This is a genomic window from Novosphingobium sp. 17-62-19 (assembly GCF_002256775.1).
Lineage (GTDB): Bacteria > Pseudomonadota > Alphaproteobacteria > Sphingomonadales > Sphingomonadaceae > Novosphingobium.
The window spans coordinates 1-17,535 of record NZ_NCII01000069.1; the positions used below are offsets into that span (position 1 = coordinate 1).

The 17,535-nt window shown below is 62.5% G+C and carries 19 protein-coding genes; 7 read left to right on the plus strand and 12 right to left on the minus strand.

All coding sequences use genetic code 11. From position 1 onward, the window contains the following. Positions 1-155 precede the first annotated feature (155 nt). A complete protein-coding gene (locus tag B7X90_RS12830; RefSeq protein WP_292625031.1) occupies positions 156-2,495 on the plus strand; it encodes a TonB-dependent receptor in 2,340 nt (779 codons plus the stop codon). 117 nt (positions 2,496-2,612) lie between these two features. On the opposite strand, the gene B7X90_RS12835 is transcribed toward B7X90_RS12830, so the two are convergent. Genes B7X90_RS12835 through purM form a run of 3 tightly spaced genes read right to left on the minus strand, consistent with a single transcriptional unit; the run spans position 2,613 to position 5,796 of the window. Beyond that, positions 2,613-3,749 (minus strand): MFS transporter, encoded by a 1,137-nt coding sequence (locus tag B7X90_RS12835; RefSeq protein ID WP_292625032.1) that lies wholly within the window; start codon positions 3,747-3,749, stop codon positions 2,613-2,615. 6 nt (positions 3,750-3,755) lie between these two features. After that, entirely contained in the window at positions 3,756-4,697 is a 942-nt protein-coding gene (purN, locus tag B7X90_RS12840) for a phosphoribosylglycinamide formyltransferase (protein ID WP_292625034.1), read from the minus strand. Next, entirely contained in the window at positions 4,690-5,796 is a 1,107-nt protein-coding gene (purM, locus tag B7X90_RS12845) for a phosphoribosylformylglycinamidine cyclo-ligase (RefSeq protein WP_292625035.1), read from the minus strand. Before purM ends, purN begins: the two co-directional genes overlap by 8 nt. 133 nt (positions 5,797-5,929) lie before the next feature. On the opposite strand from purM, the gene B7X90_RS12850 reads away from it, so the two are divergent. The 4 genes from B7X90_RS12850 to B7X90_RS12865 are packed head-to-tail and all read left to right on the plus strand — an operon-like array spanning position 5,930 to position 8,962. Further along, entirely contained in the window at positions 5,930-7,198 is a 1,269-nt protein-coding gene (locus tag B7X90_RS12850) for a heavy-metal-associated domain-containing protein (RefSeq protein WP_292625037.1), read from the plus strand. Positions 7,199-7,232: 34 nt separating this feature from the next. Next, the gene (locus B7X90_RS12855) at positions 7,233-7,847 is read left to right on the plus strand and encodes a DnaA/Hda family protein (RefSeq protein ID WP_292625039.1); all 615 of its coding nucleotides are present in this window, start codon (positions 7,233-7,235) and stop codon (positions 7,845-7,847) included. A gap of 27 nt (positions 7,848-7,874) precedes the next feature. Beyond that, positions 7,875-8,594, plus strand: coding sequence for a serine O-acetyltransferase EpsC (epsC, locus tag B7X90_RS12860; protein ID WP_292625041.1), 720 nt, complete (start codon positions 7,875-7,877; stop codon positions 8,592-8,594). A gap of 23 nt (positions 8,595-8,617) precedes the next feature. After that, entirely contained in the window at positions 8,618-8,962 is a 345-nt protein-coding gene (locus tag B7X90_RS12865; RefSeq protein ID WP_292625042.1) for a DUF2794 domain-containing protein, read from the plus strand. Here B7X90_RS12865 and B7X90_RS12870 read toward each other — a convergent pair. The 9 genes from B7X90_RS12870 to pyrE form a co-directional block, all read right to left on the minus strand. Beyond that, the gene (locus tag B7X90_RS12870) at positions 8,959-9,375 is read right to left on the minus strand and encodes a PaaI family thioesterase (RefSeq protein ID WP_292625044.1); all 417 of its coding nucleotides are present in this window, start codon (positions 9,373-9,375) and stop codon (positions 8,959-8,961) included. The two genes, B7X90_RS12865 and B7X90_RS12870, sit on opposite strands and share 4 nt — an antisense overlap. After that, positions 9,372-9,791 (minus strand): PaaI family thioesterase, encoded by a 420-nt coding sequence (locus B7X90_RS12875; protein WP_292625062.1) that lies wholly within the window; start codon positions 9,789-9,791, stop codon positions 9,372-9,374. Before B7X90_RS12875 ends, B7X90_RS12870 begins: the two co-directional genes overlap by 4 nt. A 148-nt stretch (positions 9,792-9,939) precedes the next feature. After that, positions 9,940-10,407, minus strand: a complete 468-nt coding sequence (gene ruvX, locus B7X90_RS12880) for a Holliday junction resolvase RuvX (RefSeq protein WP_292625046.1) — start codon at positions 10,405-10,407, stop codon at positions 9,940-9,942. Continuing rightward, on the minus strand, positions 10,404-11,525 hold the full coding sequence (locus B7X90_RS12885; RefSeq protein ID WP_292625048.1) for a DUF3089 domain-containing protein: 1,122 nt from the start codon (positions 11,523-11,525) through the stop codon (positions 10,404-10,406). The genes ruvX and B7X90_RS12885 overlap by 4 nt, the downstream gene beginning before the upstream one ends. A gap of 19 nt (positions 11,526-11,544) precedes the next feature. Next, complete coding sequence (locus B7X90_RS12890; RefSeq protein WP_292625050.1) at positions 11,545-12,606, minus strand: AI-2E family transporter; 1,062 nt, start codon at positions 12,604-12,606, stop codon at positions 11,545-11,547. 5 nt (positions 12,607-12,611) lie between these two features. Further along, a complete protein-coding gene (lepB, locus tag B7X90_RS12895) occupies positions 12,612-13,469 on the minus strand; it encodes a signal peptidase I (RefSeq protein ID WP_292625063.1) in 858 nt (285 codons plus the stop codon). Between the two features lie 68 nt (positions 13,470-13,537). Beyond that, entirely contained in the window at positions 13,538-13,957 is a 420-nt protein-coding gene (gene acpS / locus B7X90_RS12900; protein WP_292625052.1) for a holo-ACP synthase, read from the minus strand. Positions 13,958-13,967: 10 nt separating this feature from the next. After that, on the minus strand, positions 13,968-14,711 hold the full coding sequence (locus tag B7X90_RS12905; RefSeq protein ID WP_292625054.1) for a pyridoxine 5'-phosphate synthase: 744 nt from the start codon (positions 14,709-14,711) through the stop codon (positions 13,968-13,970). Continuing rightward, entirely contained in the window at positions 14,708-15,292 is a 585-nt protein-coding gene (gene pyrE / locus B7X90_RS12910) for an orotate phosphoribosyltransferase (RefSeq protein ID WP_292625057.1), read from the minus strand. The genes B7X90_RS12905 and pyrE overlap by 4 nt, the downstream gene beginning before the upstream one ends. A 270-nt stretch (positions 15,293-15,562) precedes the next feature. On the opposite strand from pyrE, the gene coxB reads away from it, so the two are divergent. Continuing rightward, positions 15,563-16,582 (plus strand): cytochrome c oxidase subunit II, encoded by a 1,020-nt coding sequence (coxB, locus tag B7X90_RS12915; RefSeq protein WP_292625059.1) that lies wholly within the window; start codon positions 15,563-15,565, stop codon positions 16,580-16,582. Positions 16,583-16,611: 29 nt separating this feature from the next. Then, positions 16,612-17,535, plus strand: a 924-nt coding sequence (locus B7X90_RS12920; RefSeq protein WP_292625060.1) for a cbb3-type cytochrome c oxidase subunit I, incomplete at its 3' end; no start/stop codon positions are given.

The window sequence follows — 17,535 nt, forward strand, 5'->3', positions numbered from 1 at the left end:
CATAATCCCATCGTCAGCCTGCCCGCCGTGGCAGCCTGACCTGATCCCGATCCTACCTTGGATCGACGGCTCTTACACCACCCAGTGGGACACGACCCTGCGGTCCCGAAACTCGGACGAATGGAGCCTTTGCGGCTCCACAGGGAGGATACCTGATGCTTACTCACCGCGCTTCCGCGCGCCTGCTTGCGCGCACCAGTCTGCTTGCAGCTGCAGCGTTTACGCTTGCCCAACCCGCCTTTGCCCAGGATGCCGCCGAACAGGCTGCTGAAGAAGGCATTGGCACCGAAATCATCGTCACCGCGCAAAAGCGCGCGCAGTCGCTGTCGGACGTGTCGCTTTCGGTTTCGGCTGTCAGCACTGAAACACTGGCCGCCAACAATACCGTCACGCTGGAAGGCCTGCAGACGCTGGTTCCCTCGATCAGCTTCGGTAACGATTTCAACTTTGCCAAGCTGTTCATTCGTGGCATCGGCCTGTCCAGCTCGCTTCCGGGCGTCGATCCCTCGGTCGCGCTCCATGTCGATGGCGTGGTTGTCAGCCTCGCACAGGCACAGCTCGGTTCGATGTTCGATCTGGAACGCGTCGAAGTGCTGCGCGGCCCGCAGGGCACACTCTACGGCCGCAATGCCACCGGCGGCGCAGTGAACCTCATCACTGCCAAGCCCAGCGATACGCTTGAGGGCTATGTTCGCCAGACGCTCGGTGGCGATGCCCTGCTGATCCAGACCGATGCCGCTATCGGTGGCCCGATTGCCGAAGGCGTGCGCGGTCGTCTGGCCGTGCAGCGCATCAAGCGCGATGGATACGGCGTCAACGAATTCACCGGCAACGAGATCGACAACGCCAACCAGTGGTCGGGCCGCGCGCATCTCGAATTCCTACCTTCGGATTCGGTCAACATCCTGCTGACCGGCGAATATCACCGTGAAGATGATCGTTCGCTGGCCATCAAGTTCCGCGAAGTGTCGTTCCCCGGTGTGCTGAATGACAACATTGCCGCCAACGACGGTCTCAGCGCGCTGGGCCAGCGTCTGAATGCCGATGGCTCGCAAGCGCGCTTTGCGACCAATCCGCGCAATGTTGCCACGAACTTTGACCCGATCAACGATCGTGAACAGTGGGCGCTGACCGCTGCGATCACCGTGGACGCCAGCGACGCAGTCTCGATCAAGTCGTTGACCAGCTATCGCAGCTTCGACGCGATCTTCTTCCATGATTTCGATATGTCGACCTACCTTGGCTATCCGCTGGCGCAGACCAATGCTCTGCGCAGCAGCGCCAACCACTGGCAGCCGGTGTTCCAGCACCAGTTCAGCCAGGAATTGCAGGCCAACGTCGATACCGACAAGTTCCACGGCGTGTTCGGCCTGTTCTATCTCGACGAACAGATCGAGGTGGAAAACCACATCGGTCTCGACGTGCTGACCAACACCGATCCGTTCCGTGTGCAGTTCGATGGCCGTCTGGACGTGAAGACCTGGGCGGCGTTCGCAAACCTGACCTATGACCTGTCCGATCAGTTCTCGGTCAAGGCGGGTGCGCGTTACAGCTGGGAAGAACGCCGTCTGCGCAACCAGGCTGGCCTTGGTTCGGCAGCGCTGAACCGTCTGGTGCTCGATCCGATGCAGTGGGACGCCACCAAGTCCTGGGATGATTTCTCGCCCTCGCTCGGCTTTGAATTCCGTCCGAACGATGATCTGATGCTCTATGGCAACTGGTCGCGCGGCTTCAAGAGCGGCACTGCCGAAATCGGCTCGACCCGCAAGCTTTCGGCGACGCAGCCCCTGCCGTTCGTCGATCCTGAAAAGGTCGAAGCCTTTGAAGTGGGCAGCAAGTATTCCGCAGGCGCACTCAGCGCGAACCTCGCGGTGTTCTTCCAGCGCCTGAAGAACGGCCAGTTCTCGCTGACCCGCGCGATCCCCACGCCGCCGTTCTTCACCAGCACGCTGACCAATGCGGCTGTGTCCGAAGCCTATGGTGCGGAATTTGACGTGCTGTGGCGTCCGTCGCGTGAATTCACGCTCAACGCATCGGTCGGGTATCTGCATTCGGAATTCACCAAGTTCTCGGCCTCTGATCCGCTCGATCCGCGCCTGTTTGCGCCCGGTGCCGTGGAAGCCGATCTGATCAAGGACTTGTCGGGCAATGCCACGCGCATGAGCCCCAAGTGGAGCCTCAACCTCAACCCGACTTACAGTGTGGGGATGAACAACGGCGGCGAAGTGCAGTTCGGCAGCAACTTCTCCTACCGTTCCAAGCAGTTCCACACCGAGTTCAACGATGATCGCATGGCGCAGGATGGCTACATCCAGCTTGATGCCAACATCCGTTACAAGCACTCGGACGGTCACTTCTCGGCCAATGCCTGGGTCCGCAACATCACCAACGAACTGGTCTATGCGGGCAGCTTCGCGGTTTCCACCAGCCGTGCCATCGGTGGCACGCTGATGCCGCCGCGCACTTATGGCATCACGCTCGGCTACGATTTCTGATCCACCCCGCTGCCCTCTTCTGGGGGCTAAAGGGAACCTTATCGGGCCGCCGGTTCACTCCGGCGGCCCATTTTTTTATGCCAATTCTGACGTGCACCAAAATGCACCTAACTGCACCTAAGCGACACTTGGCTGCCTGTACCACCGCGCAAGACCCCACCAGATCGCCCCGATTGCGCCAAGCGCAAGGAGGATGGGAAGGGTGTATCCAAATCCGAAATGCAGAATCGTGGCGGCGACCAAAGCGGCGGTTGAACAGCCAAGATCCCACCCGCCTTCCGTCGCCATGTTGAACCGCAACGTGCACCGCGAGCGCTGCGCCATCGCATAGAGCGGGGAGAGCATGGCGGTGGCGAGCATCGGGGCGACCAGTGCGCCGAGTGCCGTGGCGACGAGTGCGGGGAGGGGATGCGCCCAGGCCAAGGCCTTGATTCCTATGACGATTGCGCCAAGGCCATAGGCCAGCGTGAGCGAATGCTGGGGGCGTCCGCCGTCGATCAGCTTGCCAATCAGCAGGCTCCCCGCTGCCGCGCCGAGGCCGGCCAGAGCCAGTGCGCCGCCGAAATTTTCGAAGCTTTGCCCGAGGGTTACGAACAGAGCGAGGTTCCACACCACCACGGCGCAGCCCGATTGCAGCCCCTCAGCAAAATAGATGCGGCGGCCGAAGCGGACGATTTCGGGATCGGCGCGGGACTTCGGGTTGATTGCGGGATTTGCGGCACCGAGCAAGGGGAGGCCAGCAAGCAATTGAATTGCAGCGATAATTGCGAACCCAGCCATCGGTCCCGCCCAGCCCAGCAGGAACCCACCCGCAGCCGGCGCGACAATGCCAACCGTGGCGACCGTGGCCTGCTGGATCGAGACTTGCCGCCCCATCGCGGCATTGTCTCCGGCGGCGGAAACATAGGCGTGGTATCCGGTCCAATAGAGCACGCTCCCAAGCCCTGAGACGAGGATATGGGCTACCAGCGTTGGTCCTAACCCGCTGACAAACGGCAACATTATGTACGATGCGGCGCGGATCAGCACGCCGAGCAGCAGCACGCTGCGCAAGCCATAAGCGTGGGCAAGGGGCAGGACGGCGGCGCGCAAGGCGAAGCGCGAGAGGAGGACGAGCGCGAAACTCGCCAGCGCGAACGCGGGGGTGAGCCCTTGTTTCACAAGGAAGCCGACGACGAACAGCCCGCCACTTGCCTCTACAAACGATTGCAGCCCGGCATGTGCGTAGATGCGGCGGATCGTGGTGAGCGCCATGGTGCGTTAAAAGTCCATCATTGCGGCAAGGCGGCGCGGGGCGACGGCGGCCCAACTGCGACGGAGCCAGTCTGCGGCGTGGTCCCAATCGACATCCGGGCGGTTAAGAATCAAGCCTGCCCAACCACTTGCGCCGTAATAGGCGGGGCGGAACCAGGTGTCCGCATCCTGCTCGATCAGCGCGGCCAGTTCGTCCTGACCGCTCGTTTTCACCAGCAGCGCGATCTGCGGCGTGCCGTGGTGCTGGTCGGCAAAGTAGGCAAAGTACTTGCCGCCAACGCGCCAGCCCGGCGAGCCGTGGCTCTCGCGCTCCTCCACTTCGGGCAGCGCGGCGGCAAGGGCGCGGACTTTCTCCAGCAACCAGTCTGCGCTGCTTTCCCGCGCCACGAAGGCGGCGAGGGTGCGTGAATAGAGTTGGTGTTCGGCAAACAGCACGCGGGCGGCGAGGCTGTCGCCCGTATCGTCGGGTATGATGGCCACCGGGGTCTGGCCAAGGACCGGGCCGTCATCAAGTTCGGCGGTGACGAGGTGGACGGTGCAGCCACCGTGGGCATCGCCCGCTTCGATGGCGCGATCGTGCGTGTGCAAGCCTTTGTATTTTGGCAACAATGACGGGTGGATGTTGAGCATCCGGCCTTCCCAGCGGCCCACGAATTCAGGGCTGAGGATGCGCATGTAGCCCGCCAGCGCGATGTACCGAGCGCCTGCCGCCAGCACTTCGGCTTCCATCAGCGCGTCATGTTCGGCGCGAGGGATGCCCTTGTGGGGCAGGGCGAAGGTGGGCACGCCTTCTGCCTCGGCCAGTTTCAGGCCTGAGGCTTCCGGGTTGTTGGAAAGGACGAGGACGATGTCGTAGGGGCAGTCCGCCGCGCGTGAAGCGTAGAGCAGCGCGGCCATGTTGGTGCCGCTGCCAGATATGAAGACGGCGACGGGGGTCCGATCAGCCAAGGTGAACGGCTTCCCATGCCTCGCGCGCGGACCACGTTTCGGCGCTGCCGGTAACTGTGCAGCCCTTTTCGCCGCTGACGATCTCGCCAACGCGATAAACCGTTTCGCCTGCTGCGGTGAGGTCCGCGGCGAGCGAATCAGCCTCGGCGGGTTCGACCGCGAGGATCATGCCGATGCCGCAGTTGAAGGTGCGGGCCATCTCGGCAGGCTCTATATTGCCCTGTGCCTGCAGGAACGCCATCAACCGGCTCTGTTCCCAGCTATCGGCATCAATGCGCGCGTGGAGGCCCTTGGGCAGCACGCGGGGCACGTTTTCGAGCAGGCCGCCGCCGGTGATGTGGGCCAGCGCGTTGATCCGGCCGGAGCGGATGAAGGGCAGCAGGCTCTTCACATAGATCCGGGTTGGCTCAATCAGATAGTCGATCAGCAGGCGTTCGTTGTCGAACAATGCGGGGCGATCCAGCTTCCAGCCCTTGTCAGCGGCAAGGCGGCGGACGAGCGAGTAGCCGTTGGAATGGACGCCTGAGGAAGCAAGGCCGAGCAGGATATTGCCGGCGGCCACGCGGTCTCCGGTCAGTTGTTCGCCACGTTCCACCGCGCCCACGCAGAAGCCAGCGAGGTCGTAATCGCCATCGGCATACATGCCCGGCATTTCAGCGGTTTCGCCACCGATGAGGGCGCATCCGGCGATGCGGCAGCCATCAGCGATGCCAGCGACGACACGTTCGGCAACGCCATTGTCGAGGCGGCCGGTGGCGAAATAATCGAGGAAGAACAGCGGCTCTGCGCCTTGCACGATCAGATCGTTGACGCACATGGCAACCAGATCGATGCCGATCTGGTCATGCCGGTCATGGTCAATCGCCAGTTTTACCTTGGTGCCCACGCCATCGTTGCCCGCGACCAGCAGAGGGTCTTTGTAGCCCGCTGCTTTCAGATCGAAAAAGCCGCCGAAACCGCCGAGTTCCGCGTCCGCGCCGGGGCGGGCGGTGGACTTGGCCAGCGGGCCGATGGCCTTTACCAGCGCGTTGCCCGCGGCGATGTTCACGCCGGCCTGGGCGTAGCTGTAGCTCTGCGGCTTTTTATCCTGTTCGCTCATGGGAGGCGCGCCTAGCGCTTTCTTGCTTGGATTTCCACTTGCCTTTGGGCAAAAGCGGACCCGCAAACACCGGAATTCGAATTCCGGGCACATTTTCGGCCAATGTCGCGGCCCAACGAAGTTCGGAGTTGTCTTGGTCGCCCTGCGCCTGCCTTTGGAAAATGTGAAGAGCCGTAAGGCTTTGGGCCTTGGTCTTGCTGTGCTGCTGGCGGCGGGTGGGGCGATTCTGGTGGCTCAGATCGAAGGGGATCGCGGTATTCCCCCGATCGCCAGCAACGGCGATTTCGAGATTCGCGGGATCGAAGTGAATGCCACGGGCGACAATCCTGAGGACGCGCGGGCCAATGGCTGGCGTGAGGCGCAGCGCAAGGCGTGGGAAAAGCTATGGGAATCGAACGGCAGCGGCGGGGCCGCGCCGGGGCTGGATGATGGCACCATCGAATCGATGGTCTCTGCCGTGGTGGTGGAGCATGAGCAGGTGGGGCCGCGACGCTATATCGCCACTTTGGGCGTGATTTTTGACCGCGCGCGCATGGGTGAGCGGCTGGGGATGACCGGGGCGCGGGCGCGCTCTGCGCCGTTGCTGGTGATCCCGGTGCTCTATCAGGGTGGCGTGGCGACGGTGTTTGAAACGCGCACGCCGTGGCAGAAAGCATGGGCCGATTATCGCACCGGCAATAGCGCGATTGATTATGTGCGGCCGATTGGTGCGGGATCTGATTCGCTGCTGCTGACAGCGGGGCAACTGGACCGGCGCAGCCGCAACTGGTGGCGCATGATTCTGGACGAATTTGGCGCGTCTGACGTGATCATGCCGATTGCGCGGCTGGAGCGTGAATATCCCGGCGGGCCAGTTCAAGGCACATTTACAGCGCGTTATGGCCCGGACAATCGGTTCCTCGGCAGCTTTACGCTGAACGCGAAAAGCGAGGCCGAAGTGCCCAAGATGCTGGAGCAGGCGATAGGCCAGCTCGACAAGATTTTTTCGCAGGCGCTGGCAGGCGGAGTGCTTAAGCCCGATCCGACGCTGAACATGGTGACGCAGATCGATCAGGCGCTGATTGATCAGACCATGCAGAAGCTGGGACCAGCCCCGGTGACGATGCAGGCTGAATCGGTGGGCGATGAACCGGGCGCTGTGGCAGCAGCGCCGACGGCTGCTGCCACAAACACGTTTACGGTTCAGTTTGCCACCGAGGATGCAGCGGCGGTGGATGCCGGTATGGCCGCTGTGCGCAGCGTGGCGGGTGTGAAGGGTGCTTCTTCCACGTCGATTGCGATTGGTGGCACATCGGTGATGCGCGTGACTTATGCAGGCGAGATGGATGCACTGGCGGCTGCGCTGCGGGCGCAGGGGTGGCGCGTGACGGTGGGCGCGGGCGCGCTTTCGATTCGCAAGTAACGCTGATTCGCGTTTCGAGTTTATAAGCGGCCAGATGTCGACGCAGATTGCTCTTCCGCTGGTAACGGCGCGCGGTGCCGAAACCGTGGTGATGGGGCCGAGCCTTGTCCCGGTGATCGAGGCCTTGCAGGCGGCGGAGCGCTGGCCGTTCCGCACGGCGATTCTGGCCGGACCGCCGCGTTCGGGCAAAAGCCTGCTGGCGCGCTGGTTTGCCGAGAGCGGGGCGGGTGAAGTGGTCGATGGGGCAGATGCGTTGCCCGAGGACGAGGTGTTCCATCGCTGGAACCGGGCGCAAGCCGATGGAAGGCCGTTGCTGCTGGTGGCGGATCGCGCGCCGGGGGAATGGAAGGTTACGCTGCCCGATCTAGCATCGCGGCTGGGCGCGGCGCTGCTGATTGAAATTGCACCGCCGGACGATGAACTGGTGGCCGGGCTGGTGGCGGAACTTTCCGCGCGACGGGGGCTTGTGCTGGGAGAACAAGTGCTGAGCTACCTCCTGCCGAGGCTTGAGAGAAGCTATGCGGAAATCGAGTTGCTTATTGAAACTCTTGACCGGCTCTCTCTTGAGCGTAAAGCACCCGTCACCATATCGCTGGTTCGTGATGCTTTGTCTGAGCGGACAGGAGAATTTCAGCCGCGCTTGCTTTAGCGCTGCTTTAGAGAGAGAATCAGGGGCATGTTCAACAGCCTGATCGCTTACATGGATTCGATCCGCTCGCGCGATCCTGCGCCGCGTTCGCGTTGGGAAATTCTGCTTTACCCGGGGCTGTGGGCCGTGGGTTTCCATCGCGTGGCGCACTGGCTGTTCGAAGCGCGGATGTTTTTCCTGGCCCGCGCGGTGAACCACCTTTCGCGATTCCTGACCGCGATTGACATTCATCCGGGCGCGAAGATCGGCAAGCACCTGTTTATCGATCATGGCTTTACCGTGATTGGTGAGACCGCCGAGATCGGCGACAACGTGACGATCTATCAGTGCGTTACGCTGGGCGGGACCAACCCGGCCAATGGCGTTCCTGGCAAGCGCCACCCGACGTTGAGCGACAATGCCATCATCGGATCGGGCGCGCAGATCCTCGGCCCGATCACCGTGGGGCCACGCGCGCGCGTGGGTGCCAATGCCGTGGTGACCGACGATGTGCCCGAAGGTGCGACGATGGTGGGGCTAAAGGCGCGGTCTACACTGGTTCCGGCTGAGACGTGGCTGAAGGAGTTCATTCCCTATGGCACGCCTTGCAAGGAACCGTGCGAGCCGAATGGCGGCAGCCGCGTGGATGATCTGGAGGCTGAAGTGGCGGCTTTGAAGACTCAGGTTGCGGCGCTGATTGCGGCTCAGGATGGCGGTGAAACGCCTGCGCCTACGCCGACCAGCGTTGGCGGGAGGACGCGCCGCTGAGCGGGACTGGCCCTGATGCCGGGGTGCCCGGCACGATCCTGCCCTTTCCGAATGTGCGTGCCACACAGCAGGTCGGGTTCGAGCGACTCGAACTGCTGAAGATACTCGACATTTATGGGCGCATGGTCGCCGCCGGGTTCTGGCGCGATTATGCGATGGATTTTGGCAAGGATGCGGCGGTGTTCGCCGCGTTCAAGCGCACGGCTGAGCGGCCTTCGGCGCGGATTGAGAAGCGGCCTTCCTTGCGCGGCAAGCAGGGCATGTGGGCGCTGTTTGGCGAGGCGGGACAGGTGCTGAAGCGCGGGCACGATCTGGCAGGAGTACTTTCACCACTGGAGCGCCGGTTGATGAAAGTGGTGGAGGATTAGGCCTTCGGCTTGATCAGGAAGTTCATCCAGCAACTGGCGAGTGGTTTGTCCCGGTCCGCTTGCCACGCTTCGGCGCGGACGTTGGCGATGCGGCGGCCTGCGCGAACGACCTGACCGCGCGCAAAGGTTTCCACCGTGGCGCCGCCGCGCAGATACTCGACCGAGATGTTGACCGGTTTGATGCGGACTCGGGTGTCTTCATCGCCAAGATCAGCATGAAGCGCCATGATCGCGGCCATTTCAAGCAAGCCTGCGATGGCACCTCCATGGAGATAACCGGGGCGGCCCATCGCACGCTGCGAATAGTCCATCACCAGCAAGGGCGCGCCATCAAGCAGACCGTTGATCCGCATACCCATGGCGCGGGCATAGGGAGGCAGGCGTTCGGTAAGGCTTGTTGGCAAATCGGTCATGCCGCGGCCTCCGATGCGCGTGCCCAGCCTTCAGGTTCGACCTGGATGAAGATACCTGCGGCGTGGGCGACGGGGTCGGCAATGTCGCCATCATGGGCGATGCCGCGCACAAATGCCATCGAGCGCTTGAGTTGATAGCATTCGGCCCATGCGATCACGGTTTTGCCGGGGGCAGCGGCGCGGACATAGTCGATGCGCAGGTCAAGCGTCACTTGCGGGCGGAAAGCGCCACGCAAGGCCCAAACGGCCATCGATGTTGCATTGTCGAGCAGGCTGATGATCGGGCCAGAGGCGAGGACGCCAGTCTCTGGATCACCGACAAGGTCTTCGCGCCAGGGCATACCGAGTTCGACCCAGTTATCACCGTGATTGCGGTATTGCATACCGATGAAGCCGGTGTGCCCGTGTTCCAACATGAACTTGTTGAACTGTGACGGATCAAATTTCAGGCCCGCCGGGAAGGCTGGGCGTCCGACGCTGCTGTCGTCCATGTTCTGAGGTGTTCTTTCCATGGTGCATCCCTGCCGCAGCAGACGAAATCTGACAAGCGTCTTAATCGATCAATTAAAACGCGCTTCCGACCAGCGCATCAATCGCGCCCTGAAGAATCAGCGCGGCCGCGTGCGAATCGATGCGGGTGGCGCGTTTGGCGCGGCTGAAGTCCTGTTCGATCATCGCGCGTTCAGCGGCCTGCGTGGTCCAGCGTTCATCCCACATCAGGATCGGCAGGCCGAGGTCTTCGAGGTTGCGGGCCATGGCCCTCGCGCCCTGCGAGCGGGGGCTTTCCGACCCGTCCATGTTGAGCGGGAGGCCGATGACGAGGCCTTTCACGTCGCGTTCGGCGATGAGCGCAGCGAGCTTTGCCTTGTCGGCCATGAACTTGCCGCGCTGGAGGGTTTTGCCCGCCGTGGCAAAGCGCCACCCGCGGTCACACAGCGCGATGCCGATGGTCTTGGTGCCGGTGTCGAGGCCCATCAGCACGCCGCCTTCGGGCAGGGCATCGCGGATATCAAGGGCGGACTGGGTGATCATTTGCGGGCGTTTGCAGCGGCCCACGCAGCGGCGCGGCGGTCCACATCGGCGCGCAGGTTGGCCCAGAACAGCGGGATGTCATAGACGTGGTAGTTGTTGCCCGGAAGGACATAGGGGCCAAGTTCGGGCGGATCGCCAATCAGCAGGATGCCGGTGGCCGGATCGCAGCGGGCGGGCACTGCGCCGACAACCAGTTCGCCGCTGGTAAGGTCTTCGCTGGGCTGCAACGTGCCAAGGTTGGCGCTGGCGGGGGCTGTGGGGGAGGCCCCGCCGGTCAGCGGATTGGTGCAAAGCACGGGGCGCGTGTCCTTGGCCTTCCCATCGAGCGCGGGGCGCGTGCGGTAGGCCTGGAGGACGATTTCGAAATCAGCTGGTTCGGCAAAGCTCGACCAGCTCATCACGCAGCCCGTGAGGTTGGGGCCCGTGCAGGCAGGCAGGCCCATGGCAGGCAGATCATGCTCCACCGAGATCGGCCAGCCAACCGCATAGGCGGCGACTATGCGAGCGGCGAGGGGGGTGCCGGCCACGCGGTCTTTGAGCAGGTGGATCAGGTGCAGGCTGCCCTGACTGTGCCCGGCCAGAACGATAGGCGTATTGGCAGGGATTTCGGTGACGAACTTGTCAAACGCCTGCCGCACATCGAGATAAGCCGAATCGAGCGCCATTTGCCCTTCCGCCTTGTCGGTCAGGAAGGCGCCGAATGCGGCCTGACGATAGCGCGGTGCCCAGACCTGCGCCTGCCCGTTGAAGGCAGTGGCCATGCCGTGCAGGAAATAGCTGGCGCGGCGATTGGAATCGCTATCGTCGAGCGGGCCGTTCCAGTGTTCGCGTGCGAGATAGCTGGTGGGGTGGATGAAAAAGACTGCGGCTGACCCGGCGCCCTTCTTGACGCCTGCCGGTGCCCACTGTGAAGGGTCTTGCGTGCCGATGCCGGGGCGCGAGAACCACATCTTGTTTTCGGCATAAGTCCCGGATGGCAGCGCATCGAGCCGGGCGTAGTCCGTGCGTGGGACGAAGGCGAAGCGGCTCAATTCGGTTGACCAGATACGCAGCGCGAACAGTGCCGCAATCACCAGCACGGCGAGAATGGCGATCATGTAAAGGAATTTGCGGGCCATCGGGTTCTCGTAAAGTTGGTCAGGCGGGAGTGCGGCTGGCGGTGTTCTTTTCTGCCTGCCGTTCAAGCGCAATCTTGATCATTGCCACAATCGGATCGGCCAGCATCAGGCCGAGGATACCGAACAGCAGGCCGAATACCAGTTGTGCACCAAGCACCAGCGCCGGGGCAAGATCAACGGTGCGTCTTGCCACCATGGGCACGATGATGTTGCCGTCCACCGTTTGCACAGTGACATAGACGGCAATACAGAACAGCCCGGTTTCGTTGCTGACCGAAAAGCCGACAAGGATCATCAGCAGGCCCGAGATCGGCGCACCGATATTGGGCAGGAATGCCAGTAGGCCGGTGAGCAGGCCCAGCAGCGCGGCCATTGGGACGCCCCACCACGCAAGCAGCGCCCATGTGGCCACGCCTTCTACGATCATGCCTAGCAGCCGTCCGAACAGCAGCATCCGCAGAGCCTTGCCCATCCGCTGGGCGGTGCCTTCCCAACGGACGCGGCTGTCTTCTGGCAGCATCCAGCCTACGCCGCGCCGGTAGAGATCCGGTTCCAGCACGAAGTAGATCGACAGAATGAAGATCAGGAAGGCGGTTGTGAATCCGCCAAAAATGCCGCCGAGCGCACGTGTGACCTGGCCGACGCTGCCGAGCACCTGAGATGCGATCTGTTGCAGGTTGAAATCCTGCATGGTGATGCCGTGCCCTTGCGCCCAGATAGTGAGGCGGATCAATTGCGTTTCGATCACATTGGGCAATTGCGCTGCCTGCGCGGCAATCTGCCCGCCTGCGAAGATCACCAACCAGATCAAAAACGCAAATGCGCTGATCAGCACTACGGTGATGCGCAGGCCTCGTGGCATCCACGGTGCGAATCGGCAGATGAGGCGTTGCCCGCCATCGATCATGGCAGCCAGCACGATCCCGCCGATGATCACCATGATCGGCTGCGCCAGCAGCACTGTCAGTGCGAACAGAGAGGCAATGCCGATCCAGACGGTGGCCTTCTTTGCCTCGCGCCGGACCATATCATCCTTGATGTCGGTAGGTCCGACTTTTGTCGCTGGGGTCTGATCCTCCATGTGGTTCAGCGCTCCGTTGAAGCTTCATCCTTGGCGGCGCCATTGGCAGGCAAGCTACGGATTTCAGGGCGCAGTCTGGTCCAGGCGCGGCCATCGCGCAAGGAGGACCACCATGTCAGGGGATTGAACGATTCGCTGCCATCGAGCGAGAACGTGACGAATTCCGCGCGGCCGCCGACATTGGCCAGCGGCACCGGGCCGCCAAGGCCGCGTTCCTCCACTGTGGCGCGGCTGTCTGCGGAATGATCGCGGTTGTCGCCCATTAGGAACACATGGCCTGCCGGAACCAGCGTTTCGGGATAGTTGTCGAGCATCTGATCGGTATGGTCGATCACCAGATAGCTTGCGCCGTTGGGCAAGGTTTCGCGGAAGGCAGGCAGTTCATAGACTTCCCGCCCGTCTGTCAGGCGTGTACGATAGCGTTCAAACATATCGTAGCATGGCGCGCCATCGCACGAGAGTTGGGGGTCGGCGGGGATTTGCACAGGCGGTTCTGCCCGTTGTGGCACCAGCTTGCCATTGAGGATGATCTGGCCGTGTATCACGGCGATCCGGTCTCCGGGCAGGGCTACCACGCGCTTGATGTAATCCTCATCGCGATCAGGCGGCACGGCGATGACGATGTCGCCATATTCGGGCGTGTTGGCAAAGACGCGCTTGTCCCCGCGCGGCAGCACATGGAACGATGCCGATACCCACGACCAGCCATAGGGGTACTTCGAGACGATCAGCCTGTCTCCTACCAGCAGGTTGGGCATCATCGAAATCGACGGGATGTAGAACGGTTTGGCGATCAGACTGTGGAACACCACAACCGCCAGCAGCATGAGCGCGAGGCCGCGAATTTCCGCCCACCAATCCACGCCACCCTTGGGTGGCGGGGGCGGAGAGAGTGGCTGTTCTGACTGCGGCTGTTCAGGAAGCTGGTCGGTCAAGCGGCGGGAGTTCCGGTAAGGGGGCGGGCCTCGATCACCACGAAAGCCTGTGCCCAAGGGTGATCGTCGGTCAGCGTCAGATGGACGAACGCTTCGTAACCAGCGGGCGTGATTGCGGCAAGGCGCACGGCGGCCCCGCCAGTGAGGGCCAAGGTTGGTGCGCCGGAGCGGGCGTTGACCACGCCGATGTCTTTCATGAACACGCCCGCCTTGAACCCGGTGCCAACGGCCTTTGAGAAAGCCTCCTTGGCAGCGAACCGCTTCGCCAGCGTCCCCGCTATCGTATAGGGGCGACGCGCGGCCTTGGCCTTTTCCACATCGGTGAATACGCGGTTGAGGAAGCGATCACCGAAACGGTCGAGCGAGTTCTGGATACGCTCGATGTTGCAGAGGTCCGAGCCGATGGCGAGGATCACGGCTTGTGCCTCACCGCGCTTCGTCCATCAGATCACGCATCCGCCGCACCGCACTTTCCAGGCCGGTGAAGATCGCCTCGCCGATCAGATAGTGGCCGATGTTCAACTCGGCGAGTTGCGGGATGGCGGCGATGGGCTGGACGTTTTCATAAGTCAGGCCATGGCCTGCGTGGGGTTCGATGCCATTGCGCGCGGCAAGCGCGGCCATATCGGCAATGCGGCGCAGTTCGATGGCGCGTTGTTCGCCGATGGCGTGGGCATATTCGCCGGTGTGCAGTTCCACCACGGGTACGCCAAGTTGCATCGCGGCTTCAATTTGGCGTGCTTCGGGGGCGATGAACAGGCTGACGCGAATGCCTGCGTCCGAAAGCCGCGCGACGATGGGGGCGAGGCGGTTGTGCTGGCCAGCAGCATCCAGACCACCCTCGGTCGTGCGCTCTTCGCGCCGTTCGGGCACGATGCAAGCGGCGTGCGGCTTGTGGCGCAGCGCGATTTCCAGCATCTCGTCCGTCGCCGCCATCTCGAGATTGAGCGGGAGGCTGGTGGCGGCTTGAATGCGGGCGAGGTCTTCGTCGCGGATATGGCGGCGGTCTTCGCGCAAGTGCGCGGTGATGCCATCGCCGCCGACCGCTGCCACGATTTCCGCCGCGCGCACGGGATCGGGATGATCGCCGCCGCGCGCGTTGCGGATCGTGGCAACGTGATCGATGTTGACGCCCAAGCGCAAGCGTCCCGGCGTTAGCACCGAGGTCACGGTTTTGCCCGGCTGCCGGGCTTTACCGCTTCGGTTGCGGCAAGTTCGGGCGGGAGTTCATCAGGCGCATAAGTCGGGAAGTTCAGCGCGACGAGAGGAAAGAAAGGTACGCCGAGGTCTGCGCTTCCGGCCGACCGGTCAACCAGTGCGGCTGCGGCAATAACTTCACCGCCCGCTTCCTCGATAGCCTTGATCGCCTCGCGGCTGGACAGGCCGGTGGTGACGACATCTTCGACCATCAGCACCTTGTCCCCCGGGGTCAACGCAAAGCCCCGCCGCAGTTCGAACGTGCCGGTGGGGCGTTCGACGAACATTGCCTCCACACCCAACGCGCGGCCCATTTCATGACCGATGATCACGCCGCCCATGGCAGGCGAAACGACCTTCTGGATCTGCTGACGCAGATCGCGCGGGATCTTTTGAGCGGTGGCAGCGGCGAGGCGCGAGGCGCGCATCGGGTCCATCAATACGCGCGCGCATTGCAGATAGTGTGCACTATGGCGACCCGACGAGAGCAGGAAATGCCCTTCGAGCAAGGCATGGCTGGCGCGGAATTCGGAAAGGATGTCGTCTTCGAGCATCGTGTCTGCCTGCATATGTCGGTATGTGGACCGCAAATGGCCCTTGGCAGCGAAGGGGGCAACCCTTTTCCGCTTGGCTTGCTGCGGGGCATTGCGGCATTGCCCGAATGGTCATGGTACAAGGGTGAAAAATATGCGCTGCGCGGCTTGAGGCTTGAGACAACCGCGCGTATAGGCCGGGACGATCGAGGGACTTAGAGGGAGCGCGCAAGTGCTTCCTTGATGCAGCGCAACAAGCGCGCAAACAGGGAAAAAGCGGAAACTTTGACGATGAGTCTTGCCGATACCGCCCGCTCAGCGGGCAAAGCTCTCCGGTCGTTTGGCCGGACCCTTGGCGTCGCTGCTGCGCTGACTTTCGGGGCAACTGCTATGGCTGCCGCTCCTGCGGTGCCTGATGCTGTTGTGGCCGAATCGGTCGCTGCTGCACCTGCTGATGCCGGCTCCTACACACCGATGGCGCCGACACCCGGCAAGGGTATGCCAGTCGACAAGGGCTGGACCTTCCAGGATCAGTATTCGCCCACCGGCGAAGAAGCGCTGTTCATGCATGACGCGATCCTGATGCCGGTCATTGTGGCGATCTCGATCCTCGTGCTGATCCTGCTGATGGTCGTTGCGGTAAAGTTCAACAAGCGCGCCAATCCGGTCGCTTCGAAGACCAGCCACAACACGCTGATCGAAGTGGTCTGGACGCTGGTTCCGGTGCTGATCCTCGTGGTCATCGCAGTGCCTTCGATCCGGCTGCTGGCCCACCAGTATGATCCTGCGCCCAAAGGTGCGGTGACGGTGAAGGTGACCGGGTATCAATGGTACTGGGGTTACACCTACCCGGACAATGGCGGGTTCGAAGTGATCTCGAACATGCTGTCCGAGGAAGATGCGCTCAAGCGTGGCGAGCCGGGCCATCTGGCTGTGGACAACCGCATGGTCGTTCCTGCCGGGGAGCCGATCCGCATCCAGACGATCGGTGCAGACGTGATCCACGCGTTCGCTGTTCCTTCGCTGTGGTTCAAGCTTGACGCTGTACCGGGCCGGATCAACGAGAAGGTTCTCTTCATCAAGGAGCCGGGCGTCTATTACGGCCAGTGCTCCGAATTGTGCGGTGCGCGCCATGGCTACATGCCGATTGCGGTTGAAGCGCTGCCGCGTGACAAGTTCGAGGCGTGGGTGAAGACCCAGCCGGGTGGCACTGTGGGGCCGGCTGAAGCAGCCGCTCCTGCCGTGGTGCCCGCCGCCGCCGCTCCCGCCGAAGCCCCGGCTGCTGACGCTTCCGCAGCGCCTGCCGCCTGACGCGAAATCATCGACAAGGTTTGACCGAGATGGCCACCATTCCCGCAAACGAAGGTTTCGATGCGCATGATCATGCGCACGACCACGATCATGACCACAAGCCGGCGTTCTTCGCCCGCTGGTTCATGTCCACCAACCACAAGGACATCGGTACGCTGTACCTGATCTTCGCGATTTTCGCAGGGATCATCGGCGGTGCGGTTTCCGGCATGATGCGCTGGGAACTGGCGCAGCCGGGTATCCAGGTTCTTGGCTATTTTGCCGAACTGCTGGGCACACAGAACCCGACGTTCGACCAGCAACTCCACCTGTGGAACGTGCTGATCACCGCGCACGGCCTGATCATGGTGTTCTTCATGGTCATGCCCGCCATCATCGGCGGATTCGGTAACTGGTTCGTTCCGATCATGATCGGCGCGCCGGACATGGCCTTCCCGCGCATGAACAACGTGTCGTTCTGGCTGACCTTCGTCGGCTTCATGTCGCTGATGTTCTCGGCCTTCATGCCGGGTGGCACGGGGCAGGGCGCTGGCACCGGCTGGACGGTCTATGCACCGCTTTCCACTTCGGGCTCGGTTGGCCCTGCAGTCGACTTCGCGATCTTCTCGCTCCACCTTTCGGGCGCTGGTTCGATCCTTGGTGCGATCAACTTCATCACCACCATCCTGAATATGCGTGCGCCGGGGATGACCCTGCACAAGATGCCGCTGTTCGTGTGGTCGGTGCTGGTTACCGCATTCCTGCTGCTGCTCGCGCTGCCGGTGCTGGCTGCTGCTATCACCATGCTGCTGACCGACCGCAACTTCGGCACGACCTTCTTCGATCCTGCTGGCGGTGGTGACCCGGTTCTGTACCAGCACCTGTTCTGGTTCTTCGGCCACCCCGAAGTGTACATCATGATCCTGCCGGGCTTCGGCATCATCAGCCAGATCATCTCGACCTTCTCGAAGAAG

What these genes read in the sequence shown, in the direction of transcription:
- B7X90_RS12830 (WP_292625031.1), top strand. Translation starts at nt 156, where the DNA reads ATGCTTACTCACCGCGCTTCCGCGCGCCTGCTTGCGCGCACCAGTCTG.
- B7X90_RS12835 (WP_292625032.1), bottom strand. Translation starts at nt 3,749, where the DNA reads ATGGCGCTCACCACGATCCGCCGCATCTACGCACATGCCGGGCTGCAA.
- purM (WP_292625035.1), bottom strand. Translation starts at nt 5,796, where the DNA reads ATGAGCGAACAGGATAAAAAGCCGCAGAGCTACAGCTACGCCCAGGCC.
- B7X90_RS12855 (WP_292625039.1), top strand. Translation starts at nt 7,233, where the DNA reads ATGTCGACGCAGATTGCTCTTCCGCTGGTAACGGCGCGCGGTGCCGAA.
- epsC (WP_292625041.1), top strand. Translation starts at nt 7,875, where the DNA reads ATGTTCAACAGCCTGATCGCTTACATGGATTCGATCCGCTCGCGCGAT.
- B7X90_RS12870 (WP_292625044.1), bottom strand. Translation starts at nt 9,375, where the DNA reads ATGACCGATTTGCCAACAAGCCTTACCGAACGCCTGCCTCCCTATGCC.
- B7X90_RS12875 (WP_292625062.1), bottom strand. Translation starts at nt 9,791, where the DNA reads ATGTTGGAACACGGGCACACCGGCTTCATCGGTATGCAATACCGCAAT.
- ruvX (WP_292625046.1), bottom strand. Translation starts at nt 10,407, where the DNA reads ATGATCACCCAGTCCGCCCTTGATATCCGCGATGCCCTGCCCGAAGGC.
- B7X90_RS12885 (WP_292625048.1), bottom strand. Translation starts at nt 11,525, where the DNA reads ATGGCCCGCAAATTCCTTTACATGATCGCCATTCTCGCCGTGCTGGTG.
- B7X90_RS12890 (WP_292625050.1), bottom strand. Translation starts at nt 12,606, where the DNA reads ATGGAGGATCAGACCCCAGCGACAAAAGTCGGACCTACCGACATCAAG.
- pyrE (WP_292625057.1), bottom strand. Translation starts at nt 15,292, where the DNA reads ATGCTCGAAGACGACATCCTTTCCGAATTCCGCGCCAGCCATGCCTTG.
- coxB (WP_292625059.1), top strand. Translation starts at nt 15,563, where the DNA reads ATGAGTCTTGCCGATACCGCCCGCTCAGCGGGCAAAGCTCTCCGGTCG.